This is a genomic window from Streptomyces griseiscabiei, from assembly GCF_020010925.1.
Classification (GTDB): Bacteria; Actinomycetota; Actinomycetes; order Streptomycetales; family Streptomycetaceae; genus Streptomyces; species Streptomyces griseiscabiei.
Map to the genome: position 1 here is coordinate 3,349,958 of NZ_JAGJBZ010000001.1, position 21,241 is coordinate 3,371,198.

16 protein-coding genes are annotated in these 21,241 nt (G+C 70.2%); 7 read left to right on the forward strand and 9 right to left on the reverse strand.

Annotated elements, in window-relative coordinates:
• Positions 1–26 precede the first annotated feature (26 nt).
• Both J8M51_RS14615 and J8M51_RS14620 read right to left on the reverse strand, forming a co-directional pair.
• Entirely contained in the window at positions 27–914 is an 888-nt protein-coding gene (locus J8M51_RS14615) for a carbohydrate ABC transporter permease (protein ID WP_086751384.1), read from the reverse strand.
• Positions 911–1,765, reverse strand: coding sequence for an ABC transporter permease (locus J8M51_RS14620; RefSeq protein WP_086751386.1), 855 nt, complete (start codon positions 1,763–1,765; stop codon positions 911–913). Before J8M51_RS14620 ends, J8M51_RS14615 begins: the two co-directional genes overlap by 4 nt.
• A gap of 433 nt (positions 1,766–2,198) precedes the next feature.
• Between J8M51_RS14620 and J8M51_RS14625 the strand changes: the two genes are divergently transcribed.
• Both J8M51_RS14625 and J8M51_RS14630 read left to right on the forward strand, forming a co-directional pair.
• Positions 2,199–9,173: a golvesin C-terminal-like domain-containing protein gene (locus J8M51_RS14625; protein ID WP_267299206.1), complete on the forward strand. Its 6,975-nt coding sequence runs from the start codon at positions 2,199–2,201 to the stop codon at positions 9,171–9,173.
• A gap of 83 nt (positions 9,174–9,256) precedes the next feature.
• On the forward strand, positions 9,257–9,739 hold the full coding sequence (locus tag J8M51_RS14630; protein WP_179203340.1) for an SUKH-4 family immunity protein: 483 nt from the start codon (positions 9,257–9,259) through the stop codon (positions 9,737–9,739).
• A 10-nt stretch (positions 9,740–9,749) separates the two neighbouring features.
• Here J8M51_RS14630 and J8M51_RS14635 read toward each other — a convergent pair whose 3' ends face one another.
• From J8M51_RS14635 to J8M51_RS14650, 4 genes are all read right to left on the reverse strand, one after another.
• Positions 9,750–10,838: an amidohydrolase family protein gene (locus J8M51_RS14635; protein WP_086760626.1), complete on the reverse strand. Its 1,089-nt coding sequence runs from the start codon at positions 10,836–10,838 to the stop codon at positions 9,750–9,752.
• An 84-nt stretch (positions 10,839–10,922) separates the two neighbouring features.
• Positions 10,923–11,705 (reverse strand): amino acid ABC transporter ATP-binding protein, encoded by a 783-nt coding sequence (locus J8M51_RS14640; protein WP_086760628.1) that lies wholly within the window; start codon positions 11,703–11,705, stop codon positions 10,923–10,925.
• Positions 11,702–12,541, reverse strand: a complete 840-nt coding sequence (locus J8M51_RS14645) for an amino acid ABC transporter permease (protein ID WP_179203341.1) — start codon at positions 12,539–12,541, stop codon at positions 11,702–11,704. Before J8M51_RS14645 ends, J8M51_RS14640 begins: the two co-directional genes overlap by 4 nt.
• Complete coding sequence (locus J8M51_RS14650) at positions 12,538–13,389, reverse strand: ABC transporter substrate-binding protein (protein WP_086760630.1); 852 nt, start codon at positions 13,387–13,389, stop codon at positions 12,538–12,540. Before J8M51_RS14650 ends, J8M51_RS14645 begins: the two co-directional genes overlap by 4 nt.
• A 175-nt stretch (positions 13,390–13,564) precedes the next feature.
• On the opposite strand from J8M51_RS14650, the gene J8M51_RS14655 reads away from it, so the two are divergent.
• The 5 genes from J8M51_RS14655 to thpD all read left to right on the forward strand — a co-directional run bounded on the left by J8M51_RS14655 (position 13,565) and on the right by thpD (position 18,250).
• Positions 13,565–14,665 (forward strand): pyridoxal-phosphate-dependent aminotransferase family protein, encoded by a 1,101-nt coding sequence (locus tag J8M51_RS14655; RefSeq protein ID WP_086760632.1) that lies wholly within the window; start codon positions 13,565–13,567, stop codon positions 14,663–14,665.
• A gap of 387 nt (positions 14,666–15,052) precedes the next feature.
• Positions 15,053–15,583 carry a diaminobutyrate acetyltransferase gene (gene ectA / locus J8M51_RS14660; RefSeq protein WP_179203590.1) on the forward strand — a complete coding sequence of 177 codons (531 nt, stop codon included), beginning with the start codon at positions 15,053–15,055 and terminating at the stop codon, positions 15,581–15,583.
• Positions 15,584–15,657: 74 nt separating this feature from the next.
• A complete protein-coding gene (gene ectB, locus J8M51_RS14665; protein WP_216588895.1) occupies positions 15,658–16,929 on the forward strand; it encodes a diaminobutyrate--2-oxoglutarate transaminase in 1,272 nt (423 codons plus the stop codon).
• A 29-nt stretch (positions 16,930–16,958) separates the two neighbouring features.
• Positions 16,959–17,357 (forward strand): ectoine synthase, encoded by a 399-nt coding sequence (locus J8M51_RS14670; RefSeq protein WP_086751920.1) that lies wholly within the window; start codon positions 16,959–16,961, stop codon positions 17,355–17,357.
• Positions 17,358–17,362: 5 nt separating this feature from the next.
• Complete coding sequence (gene thpD / locus J8M51_RS14675; RefSeq protein ID WP_086751922.1) at positions 17,363–18,250, forward strand: ectoine hydroxylase; 888 nt, start codon at positions 17,363–17,365, stop codon at positions 18,248–18,250.
• 57 nt (positions 18,251–18,307) lie between these two features.
• Here thpD and J8M51_RS14680 read toward each other — a convergent pair whose 3' ends face one another.
• The 3 genes from J8M51_RS14680 to J8M51_RS14690 form a co-directional block, all read right to left on the reverse strand.
• Positions 18,308–19,345 carry a maleylpyruvate isomerase family mycothiol-dependent enzyme gene (locus J8M51_RS14680; RefSeq protein WP_086751925.1) on the reverse strand — a complete coding sequence of 346 codons (1,038 nt, stop codon included), beginning with the start codon at positions 19,343–19,345 and terminating at the stop codon, positions 18,308–18,310.
• A gap of 76 nt (positions 19,346–19,421) precedes the next feature.
• Positions 19,422–20,030, reverse strand: coding sequence for an RNA polymerase sigma factor (locus tag J8M51_RS14685; RefSeq protein WP_086751927.1), 609 nt, complete (start codon positions 20,028–20,030; stop codon positions 19,422–19,424).
• Positions 20,031–20,084: 54 nt separating this feature from the next.
• A complete protein-coding gene (locus J8M51_RS14690; RefSeq protein WP_086751928.1) occupies positions 20,085–21,134 on the reverse strand; it encodes an aminotransferase class V-fold PLP-dependent enzyme in 1,050 nt (349 codons plus the stop codon).
• Between the last annotated feature and the right edge of the window lie 107 nt (positions 21,135–21,241).

Sequence of the window (21,241 nt, forward strand, 5' to 3'; positions counted from 1 at the left end):
TTCCGTGCACGGCTCTTGATGGAGGGTCAGCTCTTGACGGCGCCGGTGAGCACGCCCTTGGTGAAGTACTTCTGCAGGAAGGGGTAGACGAGCAGGATCGGGACGGTGGCGATCACGAGCACCGCCATCTGCACGGTCTGCGGCGCGGTGACCGTGCCCTCGCCGGTGGTCGCGTCGGTGAGGCCGGAGCCGGCCACCACATAGGTGCGCAGGACCTGCTGGAGGGGCCAGTGGTCGCTCTCCAGATACAGCGAGGCGTAGAACCAGGAGTTCCAGTACGCCACCGCGTAGAACAGTCCGACGACGGCGAGCGCCGCCTTGGACAGCGGCAGGACGACGGAGAACAGCACCCGCCAGTCCCCCGCCCCGTCGAGCCGGGCGGCCTCGTACAGCTCCTCGGGGATGCCCTGGAAGAAGCCGCGCAGGACGACGAGGTTGAAGACGTTGACGAGGACGGGCAGCACCAGGGAGGCGTAACTGTCCAGCAGGCCCAGCTCCTTGACCAGCAGGAAGCTCGGGATCATGCCGGGCGGGAAGAGGAAGGTGAACAGGATCAGCAGCAGGACGGGACGGCCGCCGAGGACGCCGGGGCGGGAGAGCGCGTAGGCGAGGGTGACCGTGCAGGCGAGGCTGAGGAGGGTGCCGACGAGAGTGATGCCGGCGCTGACGGCGAGGGCGTGGGTGACGATGCCGCCGTCGAGGATGTCGCGGTAGGCGTCGAGGCGGGGTTCGGTCGGCCAGAGCACCCAGCCGCCGTTCGCGACGACCTCGTCCGTCGAGGCCAGCGATGTGGACACGATCACCAGGAACGGGACGCAGACCAGGAGGACCACGGCGACGAGGGCGACGGCCTTGGCGGCCTGGGTGACGGGCTTCGGCTTCTCCAGCCAGCCCGGTCGAGTGTGGGCGCTCACTTGTAGACCCCCTGTTCGCCGAGGCGGTGGGCGACCTTGTTGGCGGCGTACACGAGGAGCGCGCCGATGACGCCCTTGAACAGGCCCGCGGCGGCGGCGAATCCGTAGTCGCCGCCGACGATGCCCTGGTAGTAGACGAAGGTGTCGATGATCTCGGCGGCCTCCGGGCCGACCGCGTCGCGCTGGAGCAGCATCTGTTCGAAACCGACGGAGAGGATGTCGCCCAGCCGCATGATGAGCAGCAGCACGATCACCGGCCGGACGGCGGGCAGGGTGACGTGCCAGAAGCGCCGCCAGGGCCCGGCCCCGTCGATGGCGGCGGCCTCGTACTGCTGCTCGTCGACCTGGGCGAGGGCGGCGAGAAAGATGATCGTGCCCCAGCCGGCGTCCTTCCAGATGACCTGGGCGACGGTGAGCGGCCGGAAGGCGTCCGGGTTGCCGATGATGTCGACGGTGCTCAACCCCATGCCGTCGAGGGAGGAGTTGAGCAGTCCGGTGTCGCCGAGCACCTGCTGGAACAGGGCGACGACGATCACCCAGGAGATGAAGTGCGGCAGATACGCCACCGACTGCACGAAGCGGCGGACGCTGTCCCGCGTGAGGCTGTGCAGCAGCAGGGCCAGGGCGAGCGGCACCGGGAAGTAGAAGACCAGCTGGAGGACGGCGATCCAGAGGGTGTTGAGGACGGCCGCCCAGAACGCCCCGTCCTCGAACATGCGCTGGAAGTTGCCGAGGCCGGTCCAGGGGCTGGCCCAGACGCCGTCGAAGGGCACGTACTCCTTGAACGCGATGAGGTTGCCGGCCAGGGCGCCGTAGTGGAACAGCAGAAAGTAGCCGAGACCGGGGAGCATGAGCAGGACGAGGGTGCGGGAGCCCCGGATCCGGCCCTGCCTCTGTAAACCTTTTCGTCGTGGTGGCCCGCCGCCCGCCCGACGGTGCGCCGACCCGACCTCCTCTGTACCTGTGCGTTCCCGTAGTACAGCGGCCACGGGTCCCCCTCACGTCTCGAAGTCGGAGTGAGGGGAAGTTAAAACGTTTTCAGTGCTCGGTCAACAGTTCTGACACACAAGGGGAGTTGGCCCGGCGACCGGACCCGGCCGTCCCGCTCCTGCGGCTTCACCGCGTCCCACGTATCCGTACAGGACTTCTCCGCATCGTTCGCAGTCCGAAACACGACCCCTCCTTTTGGCATGTCATTGACACGTCTTTGGGGGGCCTTGGTACATAGATGAGCCCGGCGATTCCTGTGCTATCCCTGTGCCCACGGGGAACAAGGAGCCCTTCATGGCAGCCTCAGGCCAGACCCGCGTCCCACACCGACTCACCCCGTTACGCCGCCTTGGCCGTCCACGTCTGCGGGCCGCCCTGGTCGGTGCCGTGGCGACGGCGCTGATCATGAGCACCGCGCCCGCGGCCCCCGCCCGAACCGGCGAGGCGAGACCCGCGACCGCGGTCGAACCCGACACCGGTGACCCCCGCGAGGGCTGGAGACCCGCGAGCGAGGACCCGGAGGCGGCCGGCCCGCGCGACGCGGACGAGCCGCCCCGCATCCGGCTCGACCGGTCCCGGGGTTCCGCCTCCCTCACCCACCGGGGCGTCTCGGGCGAGGCCGACGGTGTCCGGATCGCCGCCCCCCGCGCCGCGCACGCCACCGGCGCCGACCTGGCCTGGAGCGCCTTCCGGGGCAAGGGGCTGCGGGAGTACGAGGTCCACCGCTCCACAGAGAAGGACTTCACCCCGACCGACGAGACCCTGGTCGCGCCCGTCGACCGGGACACCCGCGCCTTCGCGGACCGCACGGCGCCCCCGGCGCTCGACGGCAGGGACAGGAGCGAGAGCACGGGCACGGGGACGTACCACTACCGGATCGTCGTCCGCACCCGGCAGGACAGGCTGCTGGCGAGTCCGGTCCGCACGGTCGAACTGCCCGCCGTCGGCGAGGTGGCCAAGGGCGCGAAGCTGCTCGCCGCCCCCGAGGGCGAGACCTACCTCCTGCCGTACACGCCTGCGCGGATGATCCCCGGCGAGAAGGCCACCGTCGAGGCGACGCTCACCAACACCACCGCCACCGGGTGGAAGAAGGGCGAGCGCGTCCTGTCGTACCGGTGGACGCTGGACGGCAAGGACGTCACCAACCTCCTCAACAAGGACGCCACCCCGCTGCCGAAGGACGTCGCGCCCGGCGAGACGGTCACCTTCGAGGCGGAGTTGAAGGCCCCGGTCCTGGTCGACCCGCTGGACAAGCGGCTGACCTTCGGTCTGGAGTGGGACCTGCGGGAGAAGGCCACCGGCGACTGGCTGTCCGAGACGGACGGGGTGCCGCCGTCGAAGCACCAGGTGACCGCCGAGTACCCGACCTCCGACCAACTCGGTCTGGAGGACTTCCACTCGTACGCCGGGAAGAACACCGGCGCGAGTTCGGCGCTGATGAGCAATCTTCACGCGGGCAACGCGGTGTGGTCGTACAACGCCTTCTCCAACCCGTCGCTCGGTTTCTCGACGTTCCTGCGACTGGCCTACAACTCGCAGGACGCGTCCGCCGGTCCGGCCGGATACGGCTGGTCGGTGCAGGCGTCCTCGCCGGTGCGGCTCGGCACTCCGCTGGACTTCCATCCGTCGGCGCTGCTGCCGAAGCAGATCACGCTGACCGACGGCGACGGCACCGGCCATGTGTTCCGCAAGAACAAGAAGGGCGAGTGGGACTCCCCCGCCGGGGTCCACTTCCGGGTCAGGCAGCTGGAGAAGGACTGTCTGCTGAAACCGCACCAGCGGGAGGCGTGGGAATTCCTGCGGCCGGACCGCAGCCGGTTCCTCTTCGACTGCCAGGGCTATCCGAGCGCCCAGGTGGACAGGAACGGCAACCGGATGGAGTTCACCTACGAGGAGCGGCTGCTGGGGCATCCGTCGAAGCTGCTGAAGTACGTGACCGACGCCGAGGGCCGGCGCACGCTCACCGTCGACCACTGGGAGAAGGGCGAGGCGTACACCTACGTCGACAAGGACGGCGAGGTCCGGGAGGGCAAGCACCTGATCAACCCGTTCATCGTCGACAAGGTCCGCTCGGTCACCGACGTCTCGGGGCGGCGGATCGATCTCACCTTCACCGAGAAGGGGTTCCTGGCCCGGCTGACGGACGGGGCGAACGCCGCCGAGGGGCTGCGGAAGGTCTTCCGGTTCGACTACGGCAAGGAGTTCGACCACCCCGGTCTGAAGCTGGTGAAGGTCACCGACCCGCGCGGCAACGCCACGAAGGTGGACTACGTCGGACCGCACGACGACAAGGACCAGCTGCACTTCCTGGGGTACACCAGGGCGGTCACGGACCGGCTCGGCGGGCGGACCGCGTTTCGTTACGCGGACCCCGACGGCCATGACGGCAAGGGCACCCGGACCGTCGTCACCGACGCCGAGGGCAACCCGGCCACCCAGCTGATGGACGGCTACGGCCGCCCGGTGAGGCTCACCGACGCCAAGAACCGCACCACGAGGCTCGGTTGGGACGCCGACAACAACGTCACCCGCCTGGAGCAGCACAACGGCGCCGTCCGCACCTGGAAGTACGACGCGAAGACCGGCTACCCGCTGGAGAGCCGCGACGCGGAGTCCGTGAAGAACGACCGGCCCGCCGCCACCCTCGCCTACGCGACCGGCGAGAACGGCCACATCGCCGACCTGGTCCGCCGGGTCTCCCCGGAGGGCCGCGCCTGGCGGTTCGGCTACGACGGCCGCGGCAACATGACCTCGGTCACCGACCCGAAGGGCGTCCAGAGCGAGCCGGAAAGCGACTACACCTCCACCAGCGCCTATGACGCGCGGGGCCGGCTCACCTCCGCCACCGACGCGAACGAGCACACCACCAGGTTCGAGGACTACGATCCGTCCGGCTATCCCCGGGTGATCGAGGACGCCCTCGGCAACCGCACGGTGACCACCTACGACGTGCGCGGCAACGTCACCGAGGTCCAGGAGGCCGACGGGGCGACGACGACGCAGACGTACGACGTGTTCGCGCGTCCGCTGGAGAACCGCCGCCCGAAGGACCAGCAGGCCGGCGAGTTCATCGTCACGCCCGCGCCGGAGTACGACCGCAATGACAACACGCTCGTGTTCACCGCCCCCAACGGGGTGGCGGGCCGCAGCGAGTTCGACGCGGCGGACCAGTTGCTGAAGTCCGTCCAGCCCGGCGACGAGGAGGGCGCGCCCGAACGGGTGTCGACCTTCACCTACGACAAGGTCGGCAACCAGCTCACCTCGACCGAGCCGAAGGGCAGTCTGACCGAGGAGCCCGGCGACTTCACCTCGACGACGCGGTACGACGAGGTGTACCAGCCCATCGAGGCGGTCAACGCGGCGGGCAAGCGGGTCTCGGCCGTCTACGACGACGTCGGTGACCTGGTGAAGGTCGTCGACGCCCGCAAGAACGACACCGAGGACCCCGACGACTTCACCAGCCGGTTCCGCTACGACCTCGACCACCGGCTGCTGGAGACCACCGACGCGGCCGGGAGGTCGACGACCAGCACCTACGACTGGGACGGGCTGACGGTCGCCACCACCGACGCCGCCGGCAACCGCACCGACCTGGTCCTGGACGCCCGCGCCGCGCTGGTCGAGGCGCGCGTCCCGCACGACGGGACCGGCGACGACCTGGTGGTCCGCACCACCCGCTTCGAGTACGACGAGGTCGGCAACCAGACCCGGGTGATCACCCCGCGCGGTGTCGAGACCGGCGACGACACCCGGGACTTCGCCTCCGAGACCGTCTACGACGAGCTGAACCGCGTCAAGGAGACCCTGAGCCCCTTCGACCCGGACGACCCCCGCTACGACACACCGGACCGGACGACGTACGAGTACGACGCGCTCAGCCGGGTGAAGAAGGTCAGCGCCCCGCCGTCCGAGGGGCAGGACGTCCGCAACGAGACCGAGTACACCTACTTCGACACCGGCTGGATCAAGAAGTCCACCGACGCCTTCGACATCGAGAACACCTACCGCTACAACGATCTCGGCCAGCAGATCCAGAACACCCTGTCCAGCGCGGGCGGTTCGGTCACCCGGACGCTGGACTCCTCCTTCTATCCGAGCGGCGCCCTCAAGTCCCGCTCGGACGACGGCGTTCCGGTCGGGCTCCAGGTCGCGCTGGTCGACAACTCCGACGTCAACAACACGGCGACGCAGGGCACCTGGACGGAGACCGCGGCGGAGGGCGCGTACGGCTACAACGCGCAGACGCACCCGGCCGGTTCGGGTGAGGACCGCTTCGTCTGGCAGCTGACGATCCCCCAGTCCGGCGACTACACGGTCTACGTCCGCTACCCGAAGGTCGAGGAGGCGGCGAAGGACGCCACCTACGAGATCAAGCACAAGGACGGCACGGCGACCCGGAACCTCGACCAGAGCGAACTGCCGGGCGAGTGGCGGTCGCTCGGCAAGTACGCCTTCGGTGAGGACACCGGTCAGGCCGTCACCCTCACCGACAGGGCCACGTCGGGCACGGTGGTCGCGGACGCGGTGCGGCTGGTCCGCGACTACGAGGGCGACACCGACAACGAGAAGAAGGACTTCTCCTACCGCTACGACGCCAACGGCAACCAGACCGAGATCACGGACAGCAGCCCCGGCGTCGACACCGACCGCTACACCCTCGCCTATGACGAGCTGAACCAGCTCACCGAGGTCGTCGAGCACGACGGCGACACCGTCCGCGACACGACCGCGCTCACCTACGACGCCAACGGCAACACGCTCAGCACCACCCACGACCTGACCTGGAGCAGACTGGAGTACGACGCCCTCGACCGGGTCGAACGCATCACCAACGCGGACTCGCCGACGGCGGGCGACCGCCAGGTCACCTCGGTGGAGTACACGGCCCGGGGCGAACTGGCGAAGCAGACCAGGCCGAACGGCAACGTCCTCACCGTCGACTACTACCTCGACGGCGCGACGCGGAAGACCACGGAGAAGCAGTCCGACGGCACCCTGGTCGCCGAACACGCCCTGAAGTACGGCGCCAACGGTCACCGGGCCGAGGACGTCCTGAAGCTGATGGACGCCGACGACCACGGCGAGACCATCGACAACACGTACGCGTACACCTACGACCCGCAGGACCGGATCGCCGAGGTGGAGAAGTCCGGCGACGACGAGACGACGGAGGAGTACCGGCACGACGCGGCCGGCAACGTGGTCCACCAGAGGGTCGACGGCACGACCACCACGCACCGCTACGACCGCAACCGCCTCCTCACCTCCACCGCGGACGGCGCCTCGTCCACGTACAACTACGACCCGCTCGGCCGTCTCGACACGGTCTCCTTCGGCGGCGAGACGATCCAGAAGTACCGCTACGACGGCTTCGACCGCCCGGAGTCGATCCGGTCCGGCACGGGGGAGGCGGCGCGGACGACCCGGATGACGTACGACGCGTTCGACCGCACGGTGAAGGAGTCGGTCGACGGGGACGACGCGCGGACGACGCTCTTCACCTACCTCGGCATCACCTCGAACTCCCTCCGTGAGGAGGTGACGGACGAGGGTGTCACCTCCTTCCAGTACGCCTCCTGGGGCCAGAAGCTCACCCAGATCAAGGACGAGGAGGACGCCGCCCCGGAGACCACGCAGTACCTCTACCACCCGCACGGCGACGTGGAGGCGCTGACGGACTCCGACGGCGACACGAAGACGACGTACGGCTACACCGCGTACGGCAAGAACGACCCCGCGCAGTTCACGGGCGCCGACAAGCCGGGGGCCGGCGGCGAGGAGCCCTCGGAGGCGTACAACTCGTACCGCTTCAACTCCAAGCGCTACGACAGCGCGTCCGGCACGTACGACATGGGGTTCCGGACGTACGACCCGGGGCTGAACCGGTTCCTGACCCGGGACATGTACGGCGGTGCCCTCGCCGACATGGGTCTGTCCACCGACCCGTTCACCGGCAACCGCTACGCCTTCGCGGGCGGCAACCCGATCTCCTTCATCGAGATCGACGGCCACCTGTTCGGCCTGTCGTGGTCGGACATCGGGCACGCGGCGCTGGACGTGGTCGGCCTGATCCCGGTCGTCGGCGAGGCCGCCGACCTCGCCAACTGCGGCTGGTACGCGGCCGAGGGCGAGTACGTGGACGCGGCCCTGTCCTGTGCCTCCGCGATCCCGTTCGCGGGGTACGGGGCGACGGCGGCGAAGGCGGCGCGGTACGGCGACAAGGCGCTGGACGCCATCGACACGGCGGGCGACACGGTCCGCGCGGCGGACAACGTCGCGGACGCGGGCCGCGCGGCGGACACCCCGCCGACGGGCTCCACCCCGGACGCCCCCACCACCCCGAAGGACCCGGCCCCCGCCGACGCCGCCCCGACACCCGCCCCGGCCCCGGCCCCGCCGAAGGTCCCGGACACACCGCCGGCCAGCGGCGCGGCGTGCAAGCTGGACAACAGCTTCGTGCCGGGCACGCAGGTGCTGATGGCCGACGGCTCGACCAGGGCGATCGAGGACATCGAGGCCGGCGACAAGGTCACCGCGTCCGACGTGGAGACGGACGACTCCCGGCCTCGCACCGTCACCGGAACCGTCAAGGGCGAGGGCACCAAGCATCTCGTCACCGTCACCGTGGACACCGACGCCGGAAAGGGAACCGGCACCTCCACCGTGACGGCGACCGAGGGCCACCCGTTCTGGGTGCCGGACCTGGGCCACTGGGTGAAGGCGGGCGACCTGGAACCGGGCCAGTGGCTCAGTACGGGCAGCGGCAGCTGGATCCGTGTCACGGCGGTCGCGCACCGAACGGCCGAAGCGGTCGTCCACAACCTCTCGGTCTCCGGTGTCCACACCTACGAGGTCCTGGCGGGGACGACACCGGTCCTCGTACACAACTGCCAGGTCGGTTACGGCAGTACCGACCTCAGCCAGGCGGTGATGCAGGAACGACTGCGGCTGGGCAAGACCGGCAACAACTTCGCCGCGGCACGGTACACGGACGCCGCCGGTGTGGAGCAGATCGCGGTCGCCTTCTCCTCCAAGGGACGGGGCAACCACGCCGAGTCGAAGCTGCTGCGGCAGCTGGGCAAGGGAAACATCACCGAGATCTACTCGGAACTCCAGCCCTGCCGGAATTCCTGCGCCCCTGCATTGCAGGGGGTTCCGACCTCATGGTCCTGGAACTGGACGACCTCCGCTCAGGGAGCCCAATCCAGAAAGGACCAATTGGCCGCGGTACGTGGATTGTTCTCCAGTGCCATGAAGGGAATCTGGTAGCCTCGGTCCGAGAGGCTGGCCGATACTCATCGGTCGGCCTCTCCTCCGTTGCATCGGTCCGACGTCGAGAAAGAGATTTCGCCATGTCGCCGCATCACAGCTATGCGCCGGAAGCCGTCTCGCCGGTGCGCGACGCGACCGCGCGCCGCTTCCTCACCGAAGTCGGCCTGCCCGAGGAGCACTTGCTCTTCGCGGCGACGGACCCGGCCGTCCGGTCCGTGCCGGCCGGCGGATCCGAGCGGAAGCTTCTCAAGATCGGACAAGGCGGCGATCACGACGAGTTCTGCATCGACATCGAATCCGGAGAAATCGTCTCGCTCAGCACGGAGGACGCGAGCATCTGGCATGTCAATGAATCCGTGACCGCGTTCCACGAATGTCTGGAGGAATTCTCCTCCCGCTTTCCGGCCGGCGACGAGGACACCGAACCAGAAGAATGGGAGGAGCTGTCGAGCCGGTTCGAGCAGGCACTCCTGCATATCGACGGGACGGCACTGCGCGAGGATCCGGGATTCTGGTACTCGCTCCTGCACGACGTGGCGATCGGAGACTACGCGGCGGACTGACGGACGCGGCTCACCCCACGACCCGCCCGTTCAGCACCACCCGCGACGGGGCCCCCAGCACACGTACGTCGGTGCGGGGGTCCTCGGCGTAGACGACCAGGTCGGCGGGGGCGCCCTCGGTGAGGCCGGGGCGGCCCAGCCAGTCGCGGGCGGACCAGGTCGTCGCCGCCAGGGCGTCCAGCGGTGGGATTCCGGCGGTGACCAGTTCCGCGACCTCGGCGGCGACCAGGCCGTGGGCGAGGGAGCCGCCGGCGTCGGTGCCGACGTAGACGGGGATGCCGGCGTCGTGGGCGTTGCGGACGGTGTCGTAGCGGCGTTCGTGGAGGCGGCGCATATGGGCGGCCCAGTGGGGGAACTTGGCCTCGCCGCCGTCCGCCATGGACGGGAAGGTGGCGATGTTGACGAGGGTGGGGACGATGGCGACGCCCCGCGCGGCGAAGAGCGGGATCAGATCGTCCGTGAGGCCCGTCGCGTGCTCGACACAGTCGATGCCCGCCTCGACGAGGTCCCGCAGGGAGTCCTCCGCGAAGCAGTGCGCGGTGACCCGGGCGCCCAGCAGATGTGCCTCCGCGATGGCCGCCTCCACGGCCTCCCGGGGCCAGCAGGCGGTGAGGTCGCCGACGCCCCGGTCGATCCAGTCGCCCACCAGCTTCACCCAGCCGTCACCGCGCCGGGCCTCCTGGGCGACGTACGCGACGAGTTCGTCCGGCTCGATCTCGTGGGCGAAGTTCCGGATGTAGCGGCGGGTACGGGCGATGTGGCGGCCCGCGCGGATGATGTCCGGGAGGTCGTCGCGGTCGTCGATCCAGCGGGTGTCGGAGGGGGAGCCCGCGTCCCGGATCAGCAGCGTGCCCGCCTCGCGGTCGGTCAGCGCCTGCTTCTCCGCGACGTCCTGCGGGACCGGGCCCTCGGGTCCGAGGCCGACGTGACAGTGCGCGTCGACCAGGCCGGGGAGGGCCCAGCCCTCGACGGTACGAATGTCGCCGGCGGCGGGACGGTCGTAGGTGATCCGGCCACCCACGACCCAGAGGTCGTCGCGGACGTCCTCCGGGCCGATGAGGATGCGTCCCCTTACATGCAGCACCGCGTCGTCGCTCATGTACCGCACGATATGCGCTTCGCGCGCCTGGTCGTTCTTCGGCCTCGGGCCGGTGGGGGCCGGTCGCGCAGTTCCCCGCGCCCCTTACGGGGCGCTGTCGTGGTCCTCCTCCACGTTCGCCATCGCCGGGTCCAGCAGGCGGGAGAGGAAGTGGCGGGTGCGCTCGTGCTGCGGATTTCCGATGACCTGGGCCGGGGTGCCGTCCTCGACGATCACGCCGTCGTCCATGAAGACGACGCGGTCGGCGACCTCCTTCGCGAACGTCATCTCGTGGGTCACCACCATCATCGTCATGCCGTCCTGGGCGAGCATCCGCATGACCGCCAGGACGTCCCCCACCAGCTCCGGGTCGAGCGCCGAGGTCGGCTCGTCGAAGAGCATCACCTCGGGGCCCATGGACAGCGCGCGGGCGATGGCCACGCGCTGCTGCTGGCCGCCGGAGAGGGAGGCAGGGTAGGCGGTCGCCTTCTCGGAGAGGCCCACGCGCTCCAGGTTCTCGGCGGCCACCTTCGCCGCCTTCGCCTTGTCCCGCCTGAGGACCCGGCGCTGGGGCAGCGTGAGGTTCTCGGTCACCGTGAGGTGCGGGAAGAGGTTGAACTGCTGGAAGACCATGCCGATACGGCGGCGTACGGCGTCGATGTCGACGTCGGGGTCGGTGAGTTCGGTGCCGCCGACGAAGACCTGGCCCTTCGTCGGCTCCTCCAGGAGGTTCACACAGCGCAGCAGCGTCGACTTGCCGGAGCCCGACGGGCCGATGACGCACACCACCTCGCCCCGCCCGATCTCCAGATCGATGCCCTTCAGCACCTCGTTGGCGCCGAAGGACTTGTGCAGGCCTCGGACCTCGATCTCCGCCCTGGTACTCATTTCACGGCCTCCTGGGCCTTCGACTCCATCCGGCGTACGACGAAGCCGAGCGGGATGGTCACCAGCAGGTAGCAGAGGCCGGCGACCAGGATCGGGGTGGAGTTGGCGGTGGTGCTGGCCAGGTCGCGGCCGTACTTGGACAGTTCGCGCTCCTCCAGCGTGACGCCGAGGAAGAGGACGAGCGAGGAGTCCTTGAAGAGCAGGACCAGTTCGTTGGTGAGCGGCGGCAGGATGATCCGGAACGCCTGCGGGATGATGATCGAGACCATCGCGCGGGCGGGCGAGAAGCCCAGCGAACGGGCCGCTTCCAGCTGGCCCTTGGGGACCGCCTGGATGCCGGCGCGGATCGTCTCCGCCATGTACGCGGCGGCCACCAGGCCCAGCGCGAGCGCCACCTTGCCGTAGGTGCCGCCGGGGATCTCCGTGCCGGGGAAGGCCAGCGGCACGGCGACGCCGATGAAGATGAAGATCAGCAGGGCGGGCAGGCCCCGGAAGATCTCGATGTACACCCCGGCGAACCAGCGGTAGGGACCCACCGACGACAGCCGCATCAGCGCGATGACCATGCCGAGGACGAGTCCGAAGACGAAGCCGGAGAGCGTGTAGAGGACGGTGTTCTTCAGCGCCAGCGTGATGACGTCGGGGAACATCTGCTCGGCGATGTCCCACTGGGCGAACTGGTTCTTCAGCCGCGCCCAGTCGGCGGACGCCGCGAAGGCGACGACCGCCGCGACGAAGACGACGTACTGCGCGCCCCGGGACAGGGCGCGCTTCCGGCTCCGGCTGAGGCCCTTGCGCTTCGGCTGGAGCGGTGTGTCGGAGTCGGTCACGCTCATGAGGCGGACGGGGTGGCGGAGGCGGCGCTCTCGTCGTACGGGCCGATCCACTGCTCGTACAGCTTCTTGTACGTGCCGTCGGACTTGGCCTCCGACAGCGCCTTGTCGATGGCGGCGACGAGCTTGGTGTTGCCCTTCTTGACCGTGAAGCCGTACTGCTCACCGGTGTTGATCTGCTCGGCGACCTCGAAGGCGGCGGCGTTGGCCTTGTCCTTCAGCCAGCCCTGGACGACCGGGTAGTCGATGATCACGGCGTCGACCTGCTTGGTGCGCAGACCGTTGAGGACGGCGTCGGAGGACTCGAAGGAGACAGGGTCGATGCCCTTGCTCTTGGCGTAGTCCTCGCCGGTGGTCTGCGCCTGGGTGCCGACCTTCTTGCCCTTGAGGTCCGCGAAGGAGGCGATGCCGGCGCTCTTGTCGGCGAGGACGGCCTGCGTCGCCTCGAAGTACGGGTCGGAGAAGTCGACGTTCTTCTTGCGCTCGTCGGTGATGGTCATACCGGCGGCGGCGAGGTCGCACTCGCCGGAGTTCAGGAAGGCGCCCGTCTTGAAGTTCTCGAAGGGGGTGTCGAGGATCTGCTGCTTCACGCCCAGGTCCTCGGCGACCAGGTCGATCAGCGCCACGTCGAAGCCCTGCACCTTGCCGTCGATCTCCGACTGGAAGGGCGGGTACGGGAGGTGGGTGCAGGTCGTGAGCTGACCGGCCTTCACCAGCTCCACCCCGCCGGCCGCGGTCTTGGTGCCGCCCCCGCCTTCGCCGTCCGAGGAACAGCCGGCCACGAGCAGCAGACCGGCCGCGGCGGTGGTGGCGGCCAGGATGCGGGTCCGGCGTCCGGGGACCGAGTTCACGGGGAGACCTCCTGTGAGGGAACTGAGAGACGATCGATTATAAGGAAATGTTTGACTTGCTCAAATCATTCCCATGGCCGCCGAGCCGTTCGACCTCGGAAGTCATCGGTGAGGGGTGCGGGGGTGCCGTCGGTACCCTCGACACCATCTACCCCGTCAGTGAAGAGAGCACCCCGTGACACACCCGTTTCTGGATCTGGCCCCGCTGAGCGCGGCGCACTTCGCGTCGATCGAGGACCGGGTGGGGCGGCTGCTCTCCACCACGCAGGACGTCGTGATCACCCAGGGCGAGGCGCTGCTGCCGCTGGAGGGCGCGATCCGCGGGGCCGCCGGGCCCGGCACGACCGCGCTGAACGTGATCACCGGGCCGTACGGGCAGACCTTCGGGGACTGGCTGCGGGACTGCGGGGCGACGGTCGTCGACCTGGCGGTGCCCTTCCACACGGCGGTGACGGCCGCGCAGATCCGCGACGCGTTCGCCGCGCACCCGGCGATCGACTTCGTGTCGCTGGTCCACGCGGAGGCGGCGACCGGCAACACCAACCCCGTGGCGGAGATCGGCGAGGTCGTGCGCGAACACGGCGCGCTCTTCTATCTGGACGCGGTCGCCTCCGTCGGCGCCGAGCCGGTGCTGCCCGACGCGTGGGGTGTCGACCTGTGCGTGATCGGGGCGCAGAAGGCGATGGGCGGACCGGCCGGGGTGTCGGCGATCTCGGTGAGCGAGCGGGCCTGGGCGCGGATGGCGGCCAACCCGCGGGCCCCGCGCCGCTCGTACCTCTCCCTGCTGGACTGGAAGGAGCGCTGGATCGACGGCGGCCGGCGCGCGCTCCTGCACGCGCCCGCCCAGCTGGAGATGCTCGCCCTGGAGGCCTGTCTGGAGCGCGTCGAGGCGGAGGGCCTGGACACGGTGATGTCCCGGCACGCGTCCGCCGCCGCGGCGACCCGGGCGGGGACGCTCGCCCTGGGCGGCGGTCTGGAGCCTTACGTCCACGAGGCGGCCGACGCCGCGCCGGTGGCCACGACGCTCCGGGCGCCGGCCGGGGTCGACGCCTCGGAGCTGGTCGCCAAGGCGCTCGCCGCGGACCCGGCCCTGCCGCTGGCGGCGGGCGGCGGCGCCCTCGCCACGGAGATGGTCCGGGTGAACCACTACGGGCCCGACGCGACCCCGGGCGTCGTGCACGCCGCCCTCGCGGGGCTGGGCGCGGCCCTGGCGGAGTTCGGCGCGACGGTCGACCTGGAGGGGGCCCGCCGGGCGGCGGCGGAGGCCTGGGCGTAGCCGGCCTCCCGAGGAATCCCGGGGCACCCGGGGGAATCCGAGGGAATCCGGGGGAATTGCGGGCCGGTTTTCCGCCGGCGATCTCCCGGCGGAAATACTGCGGAATTAACAGAACAGAATCCCGTATTCTTCTGCCCGCTCTCCCCTCCCCTAAACGCAAAGATTTCGCGAACACTCACGGGGCCGATTCGAGCAGATCCCGTGAGGGTTGCACACATGTGACCGACTCCACAACGCGTCCCTTTTGTGCGGTAATTACCGGGCAAAACTCACCATATCTCCCTCCCCTTCCTGGGTCACTCACGCCCGCGTGATAACACGCGGGCGGCCCATACGTAACCCCGGCGGGCGATGCAATTCGAAATTCCCGTGGGTAAATTCAAGCCCATGACTGCCGCACAAGCAGAACCACTGACGGAAATCGTGGAAGGGATTCGGATCGACCGCCCGGACGTGGCGGACGGCGCCGCGCTGTGGCGTATCGCCGGAGACTCCGGGGCCCTGGACCTGAACTCCTCGTACAGCTATCTGCTGTGGTGCCGGGACTTCGCGGACACCTCGGCGGTGGCGCGGGACGAGTCCGGGGAACCGGTCGGGTTCGTGACCGGGTATGTGCGGCCCGAGCGTCCGGACACCCTGCTCGTGTGGCAGGTGGCCGTCGACGAGGCGCACCGGGGGCTCGGCCTGGCCGGCGCGCTGCTGGACGGGCTCACCGCGCGGGTCGCGCGACAGCACGCCCTGACCACCGTCGAGACGACCATCTCGCCGGACAACACCGCCTCCGAGCGGCTCTTCGCCTCGTACGCCGAACGCCACGGCGCGCGTGTCGAGCGCAAGGTCCTGTTCGAGGCGGCCGACTTCCCGGACGGCCCGCACCAGCCCGAGGTGCTGCACCGCATCGGACCGCTCTCCCCCTGAGCCCCGCCTTCACCCCCCTCCCCCGCACACCCCTCCCCTCCCGCACTCCCCCACGCACCGAGGAGCGATTCGACGTGACCATCACCCAGCCCGACCTGAGCGTCTTCGAGACCCTGGAGTCCGAGGTGCGCAGCTACTGCCGCGGCTGGCCCACCGTCTTCGACCGCGCGCAGGGCAGCCGGATGTTCGACGAGGACGGCCACACGTATCTGGACTTCTTCGCCGGTGCCGGGTCACTCAACTACGGCCACAACAACCCCGTACTCAAACGCGCCCTGATCGACTATCTGGAGCGGGACGGCGTCACCCACGGGCTCGACATGTCGACGACGGCCAAGCGGGCGTTCCTGGAGTCCTTCCAGAACCTGGTGCTGCGGCCGCGCGACCTGCCGTACAAGGTGATGTTCCCGGGGCCGACCGGCACCAACGCGGTGGAGTCGGCGCTGAAGCTGGCCCGGAAGGTGAAGGGGCGCGAGGCCATCGTGTCGTTCACCAACGCCTTCCACGGCATGTCGCTCGGGTCGCTCGCCGTCACCGGCAACGCCTTCAAGCGGGCCGGGGCGGGCGTCCCGCTCGTCCACGGCACGCCGATGCCGTTCGACAACTACTTCGACGGGCAGGTCCCGGACTTCCTGTGGTTCGAGCGGCTGCTGGAGGACCAGGGGTCCGGGCTGAACAAGCCCGCCGCCGTGATCGTCGAGAGTGTGCAGGGCGAGGGCGGCATCAACGTCGCCCGTCCGGAGTGGCTGCGCGCGCTCGCCGGGCTGTGCGAGCGGCAGGACATGCTGCTGATCGTCGACGACATCCAGATGGGCTGCGGTCGCACCGGTGCCTTCTTCTCGTTCGAGGAGTCGGGCATCACCCCCGACATCGTGACCGTCTCCAAGTCCATCAGCGGCTACGGGCTGCCGATGTCGCTGTGCCTGTTCAAGCCGGAGCTGGACATCTGGGAGCCGGGCGAGCACAACGGCACGTTCCGCGGCAACAACCCCGCGTTCGTGACGGCGACGGCCGCGCTGGAGACGTACTGGTCGGACGGCTCCGCCATGGAGAAGCAGACCCGCGAGCGCGGTGAGCAGGTCGAGGAGGCGTTCATCTCCATCACGGAGGAGAACCTCGCCGATGTGAAGGAGTACCGGGGCCGCGGCCTGGTGTGGGGCCTGGAGTTCCACGAGAAGGCGCGCGCGGGGCGGGTCGCCAAGCGGGCCTTCGAACTCGGGCTGCTGATCGAGACGTCCGGCCCGGAGAGCGAGGTCGTCAAGCTGCTGCCCGCGCTCACCATCACGCCCGAGGAGCTGGACGAGGGCCTGCGCGTCCTCGCCCGCGCCGTACGGGAAACCATCTGAGAAGTCTGAGAAGGAGGCCTGGAAACACCGTGATCGTCCGTTCTTTCAAGGACCTGGAAGGCACCGACCGGCACGTCAAAGCCGCGTCCGGAACGTGGGAGAGCAAGCGCATCGTCCTCGCCAAGGAGAGGGTCGGCTTCTCGCTGCACGAGACGGTCCTCTACGCGGGCACGGAGACGTCGATGTGGTACGCGAACCACGTCGAGGCCGTGGTCTGTGTCGAGGGCGAGGCCGAGCTGACCGACAACGAGACCGGGCGGACGTACACGATCACGCCCGGGACCATGTACCTCCTCGACGGGCACGAGCGGCACACCCTGCGGATCAAGGAGGACTTCCGCTGCGTCTGTGTGTTCAACCCGCCCGTGACCGGACGGGAGGACCACGACGAGAACGGCGTCTATCCCCTGCTGACGGAGGAGGGCTGACCACCATGACCACGCTCACCGATCTCTACCCAAGCCGCGGCGCCACCGAGGTGGCCGTCCCCCGGCAGGACCCGGTCGTCTGGGGCTCCCCCGGCACTCCCGGCCCGGTCTCCCTCGCCGAACTCCAGGCGTACGAGCGCGACGGCTTCCTCCCCGTCGAGCAGCTGATCGCGCCGGACGAGGTCGCCGTCTACCACCGGGAGCTGGAGCGGCTCGTGGCCGATCCGGCGATCCGCGCGGACGAGCGCTCGATCGTCGAGCCGCAGTCGCAGGAGATCCGGTCGGTCTTCGAGGTGCACCGGATCAGCGAGGTGTTCGCGCGGCTCGTGCGGGACGAGCGGGTCGTCGGGCGGGCCCGGCAGATCCTCGGCTCGGACGTCTACGTCCACCAGTCGCGGATCAACGTCAAGCCGGGGTTCGGCGCGTCCGGGTTCTACTGGCACTCCGACTTCGAGACCTGGCACGCGGAGGACGGGCTGCCGAACATGCGGACGGTGTCCGTCTCGATCGCGCTGACCGAGAACCATGACACCAACGGCGGTCTGATGATCATGCCGGGGTCGCATCGGACGTTCCTGGGCTGCGCCGGGGCCACCCCGAAGGACAACTACAAGCAGTCGCTGCAGATGCAGGACGCCGGCACGCCGTCCGACGAGGCGCTGACGGCCATGGCCTCCGAGTACGGCATCAAGCTGTTCACGGGCAGGGCCGGTTCGGCGACCTGGTTCGACTGCAACTGCATGCACGGCTCCGGCGACAACATCACGCCGTTCCCGCGCAGCAATGTCTTCATCGTCTTCAACAGCGTGGAGAACACGGCCGTGGAGCCCTTCGCGGCGCCGATCCGGCGGCCGGAGTTCATCGGCGCGCGGGACTTCACCCCGGTGAGGTGACCGCGCGGTCCCCCTGAGCCGGCCCGGCCCTCGTTCGTCGAGGGCCGGGCCGGTTCGTCACAGCCAGGCCAGTGACGCCGCCCTGCGCAGTACGGTCCTCGCCGCGTCCGCGTCGCCCGTGATCCTCTTCGGGACCTCGTCCGGGGAGTGGCGGCCACCGACCAGGAGGCAGAAGTCGACCGGGTCGAGGGTGAGTTCGGCGTGGACGGGGCCGGTGTCGGAACCGAGGATCCAGCCGGTGCCGGTGGGACCGGTGACCTCGAAGCGGACGGGCGGCGCGTCGTGGAGGGCCAGGCCGAGGATGCGGACGGCCAGGCGGACCAGCGACCAGAGGTGTTCGTCGGGCGGCGGGGGGACGGCGAGGCCGAGCGCGCGGCCGATGTCGTCCGTGTGGATCCACGCCTCGAAGGCCCGCACCACGAAGTGGTCGGCGACCGGCAGCCGCAGGCCCATCACCGTGACGGCGCGGGCGGCGAGTTCGGGGTCGGCGGCCTCGGCGGTGGCCAGCAGTGCGGCGGCCTGCGCGGCCCAGGTGGCGAGCGTCTCGCCGGGGGTGCGCCCGTGCTCATGGGCGATGACGTCGGCGGTGCGTCTGGCCCAGGCGTCCTCGGCGGGCGTCCCCTCCGGGATGTGCGAGGCCGGCAGGCGGGCGTCGACACCGAGGCGTACGGCGAGGTGTTCGTCGGCGGCGACGAGATGCGCGAGGGTGGCGTGCGCGTCCCAGTCGTGCACCACCGGGGTGCCCCAGCGGCCCTCCAACTCCGGTACCAGCGCCTGGAGTCCGGCCACGGCGGCGGCGTACGGGGCGGCGTGGTGGGCGATCTCGGCGGCGCGCGGGCGGCGGGAGCGCAGGGCGAGCGCGAGGACGCCGTCGGCGCCGCCGCGCGCCGAACCGTTCGGTGCGGCACCCGGTGCGGCACCCGGTCCCCGCTCGCCGTCGAGCAGCCGTACCGTGTCGCGGAGCCGTTCGGCCTCCGCGGCACACGACTCGCAGGCGGCCAGGTGCGCGGGGACCGTCCGCTGGTCGGCGGCCGGGAGCGCGCCGACGGCCCAGGCGGCCAGCAGCTCCCGTACGCCGTCGTGGTCGTTGGTCATCGCGCGCCGCCCTTTCGCCCTGCCCCGTCCACGATACGCAGGCGCCGCGCGGTCCGGACGGCCCGGTGCGCCCCCATCACACGCCCCTCACGGCTGCCGGGTCGGTCGGGTCCGCGAGGGACTCCGCCAGTTTGCGCAGGGCCGACCGCAGGCGGGTCTTCGCGGTGCCCTCGGGTATGCCCAGTTCGACGGCGGCCTGGCGGTAGGTGCGGCCCGCGAAGTAGGCGAGGTGGACCACCTCCCGCTGGGGGCGCGGGAGTTCGGCGAGGGCGGTGTGCAGCTTCAGGGAGCGCTCGCGGTCGACGACCTCCTCGGCCGGGCCGGGACCCGCGTCCGGGATGGCGTGCAGCGCCGAGTCGTCGGCGCGGGCGTCCTTGCGGTGCCGGGCCTCGCTGCGCACCCAGTCCACGGCCCTCCGGTGGGCGACCATGGACAGCCAGGTGCGCAGCGAGCCCCGGCCCGCGTCGAAGCCGTACGGTCTGCTCCACAGCTGGGCGAAGACCTCCTGCGCCACGTCCTCGGCCGCCGCCGGGCTGCGGGTGACCCGGACGGCCACCCGCCGGACGAGTCCCCCGTACGCCGCGTACAGCTCACGCAGCGCGGACTCGTCCCCGTACACCAGCCGCCGATGCAACTCCACATCGATGGACGGCTGTTCGAGCGTCGGCTCCACCGGCACCACCACCTCGTGATGCCTTCCTAGCGTCCTGGCGCGGTCCGCGCCAGTGGGTCTCGGAAGTCAGCCGGAGAGGACGTCGAGGAGCCGGTCGACATCGGCCCGCGTGTTGTACAGGTGGAAGGCGGCCCGCAGATGGCCCGCGCGAGCGGAGACCTCGATGCCCGCCCGGCTCGATTCCGGCTGCCGGTGGCCGAGTCCGGGCACCGACACGATCGCCGATCCGGGCGCCGGAACCGGCTCGTGGCCGAGTCCGGCGAGCCCGGCGCGGAACCGGTCGGCCAGCGCCAGGTCGTAGTCCCGTACACGCGCCACGCCCAGTTCCTCGACCAGGGCCAGGGAGTGACGGGCGCCGGCGTAGGAGAACAGGCTGGGGCTCTCGTCGAACCGGCGGGCGGTGCGGGCGAGTTCCTCGACGGGGCCGTAGCAGCTGTCCCACGGCTCCTCCCCCGCGACCCAGCCGGCGAAGACGGGGGTGAGACCGCCGAGGTCCTCCGGGACGACCAGGAAGGCCACTCCGCGGGGGCAGAGCAGCCACTTGAAGCCGACGGAGACGACGTAGTCGTGGGCGTCCGCCCCGATCGGCAGCCAGCCGGCGGACTGCGAGGCGTCGACGTAGGTCCGCGCCCCGTGCGTCCGCGCCGCCGCCCGGATCGCGGCCAGGTCGGCCATCCGGCCGTCGGCGGACTGCACGGCGCTGACCGCGACGAGCGCCGTGCCGGGGCGCACCGACTCGGCGAGGCGCTCCAGCGGCATCTGGCGCACCTTGAGGTCGCCGCGTACGTGGAAGGGGTTCACGAGGGAGGCGAAGTCGCCCTCGGCGGTCAGCACCTCGGCGCCCTCGGGGAGCGCGGCGGCGATCAGGCCGCTGTAGACGGCGACCGAGGCGCCGGCCGCCACCCGGTGGTCCGGCACCCCGACGATCCGCCCGAACGCCGCCCGCGCGGCCTCCACATCGGCGAACATGTCCTGCGGCCGGCCGTCCGCGACGGACTCCACGCCCGCCTTCATCGCGGCGACCGCGCGGGCGGGCAGCAGCCCGGTACTGGCGGTGTTGAGGTAGGTGTTCTTCGGAACGAACTCGGCACGGACGAGGCTCTCGAAGGTCTCCATGGGTCCACTGTGTCAGCACAGGCCGGCCACGGCGCCCCTGAAGGGGCGCGGGGAACTGCGCGAGCAACCACGACGCACGCGCGGCCGAAACCGAACGGAACCCCTAC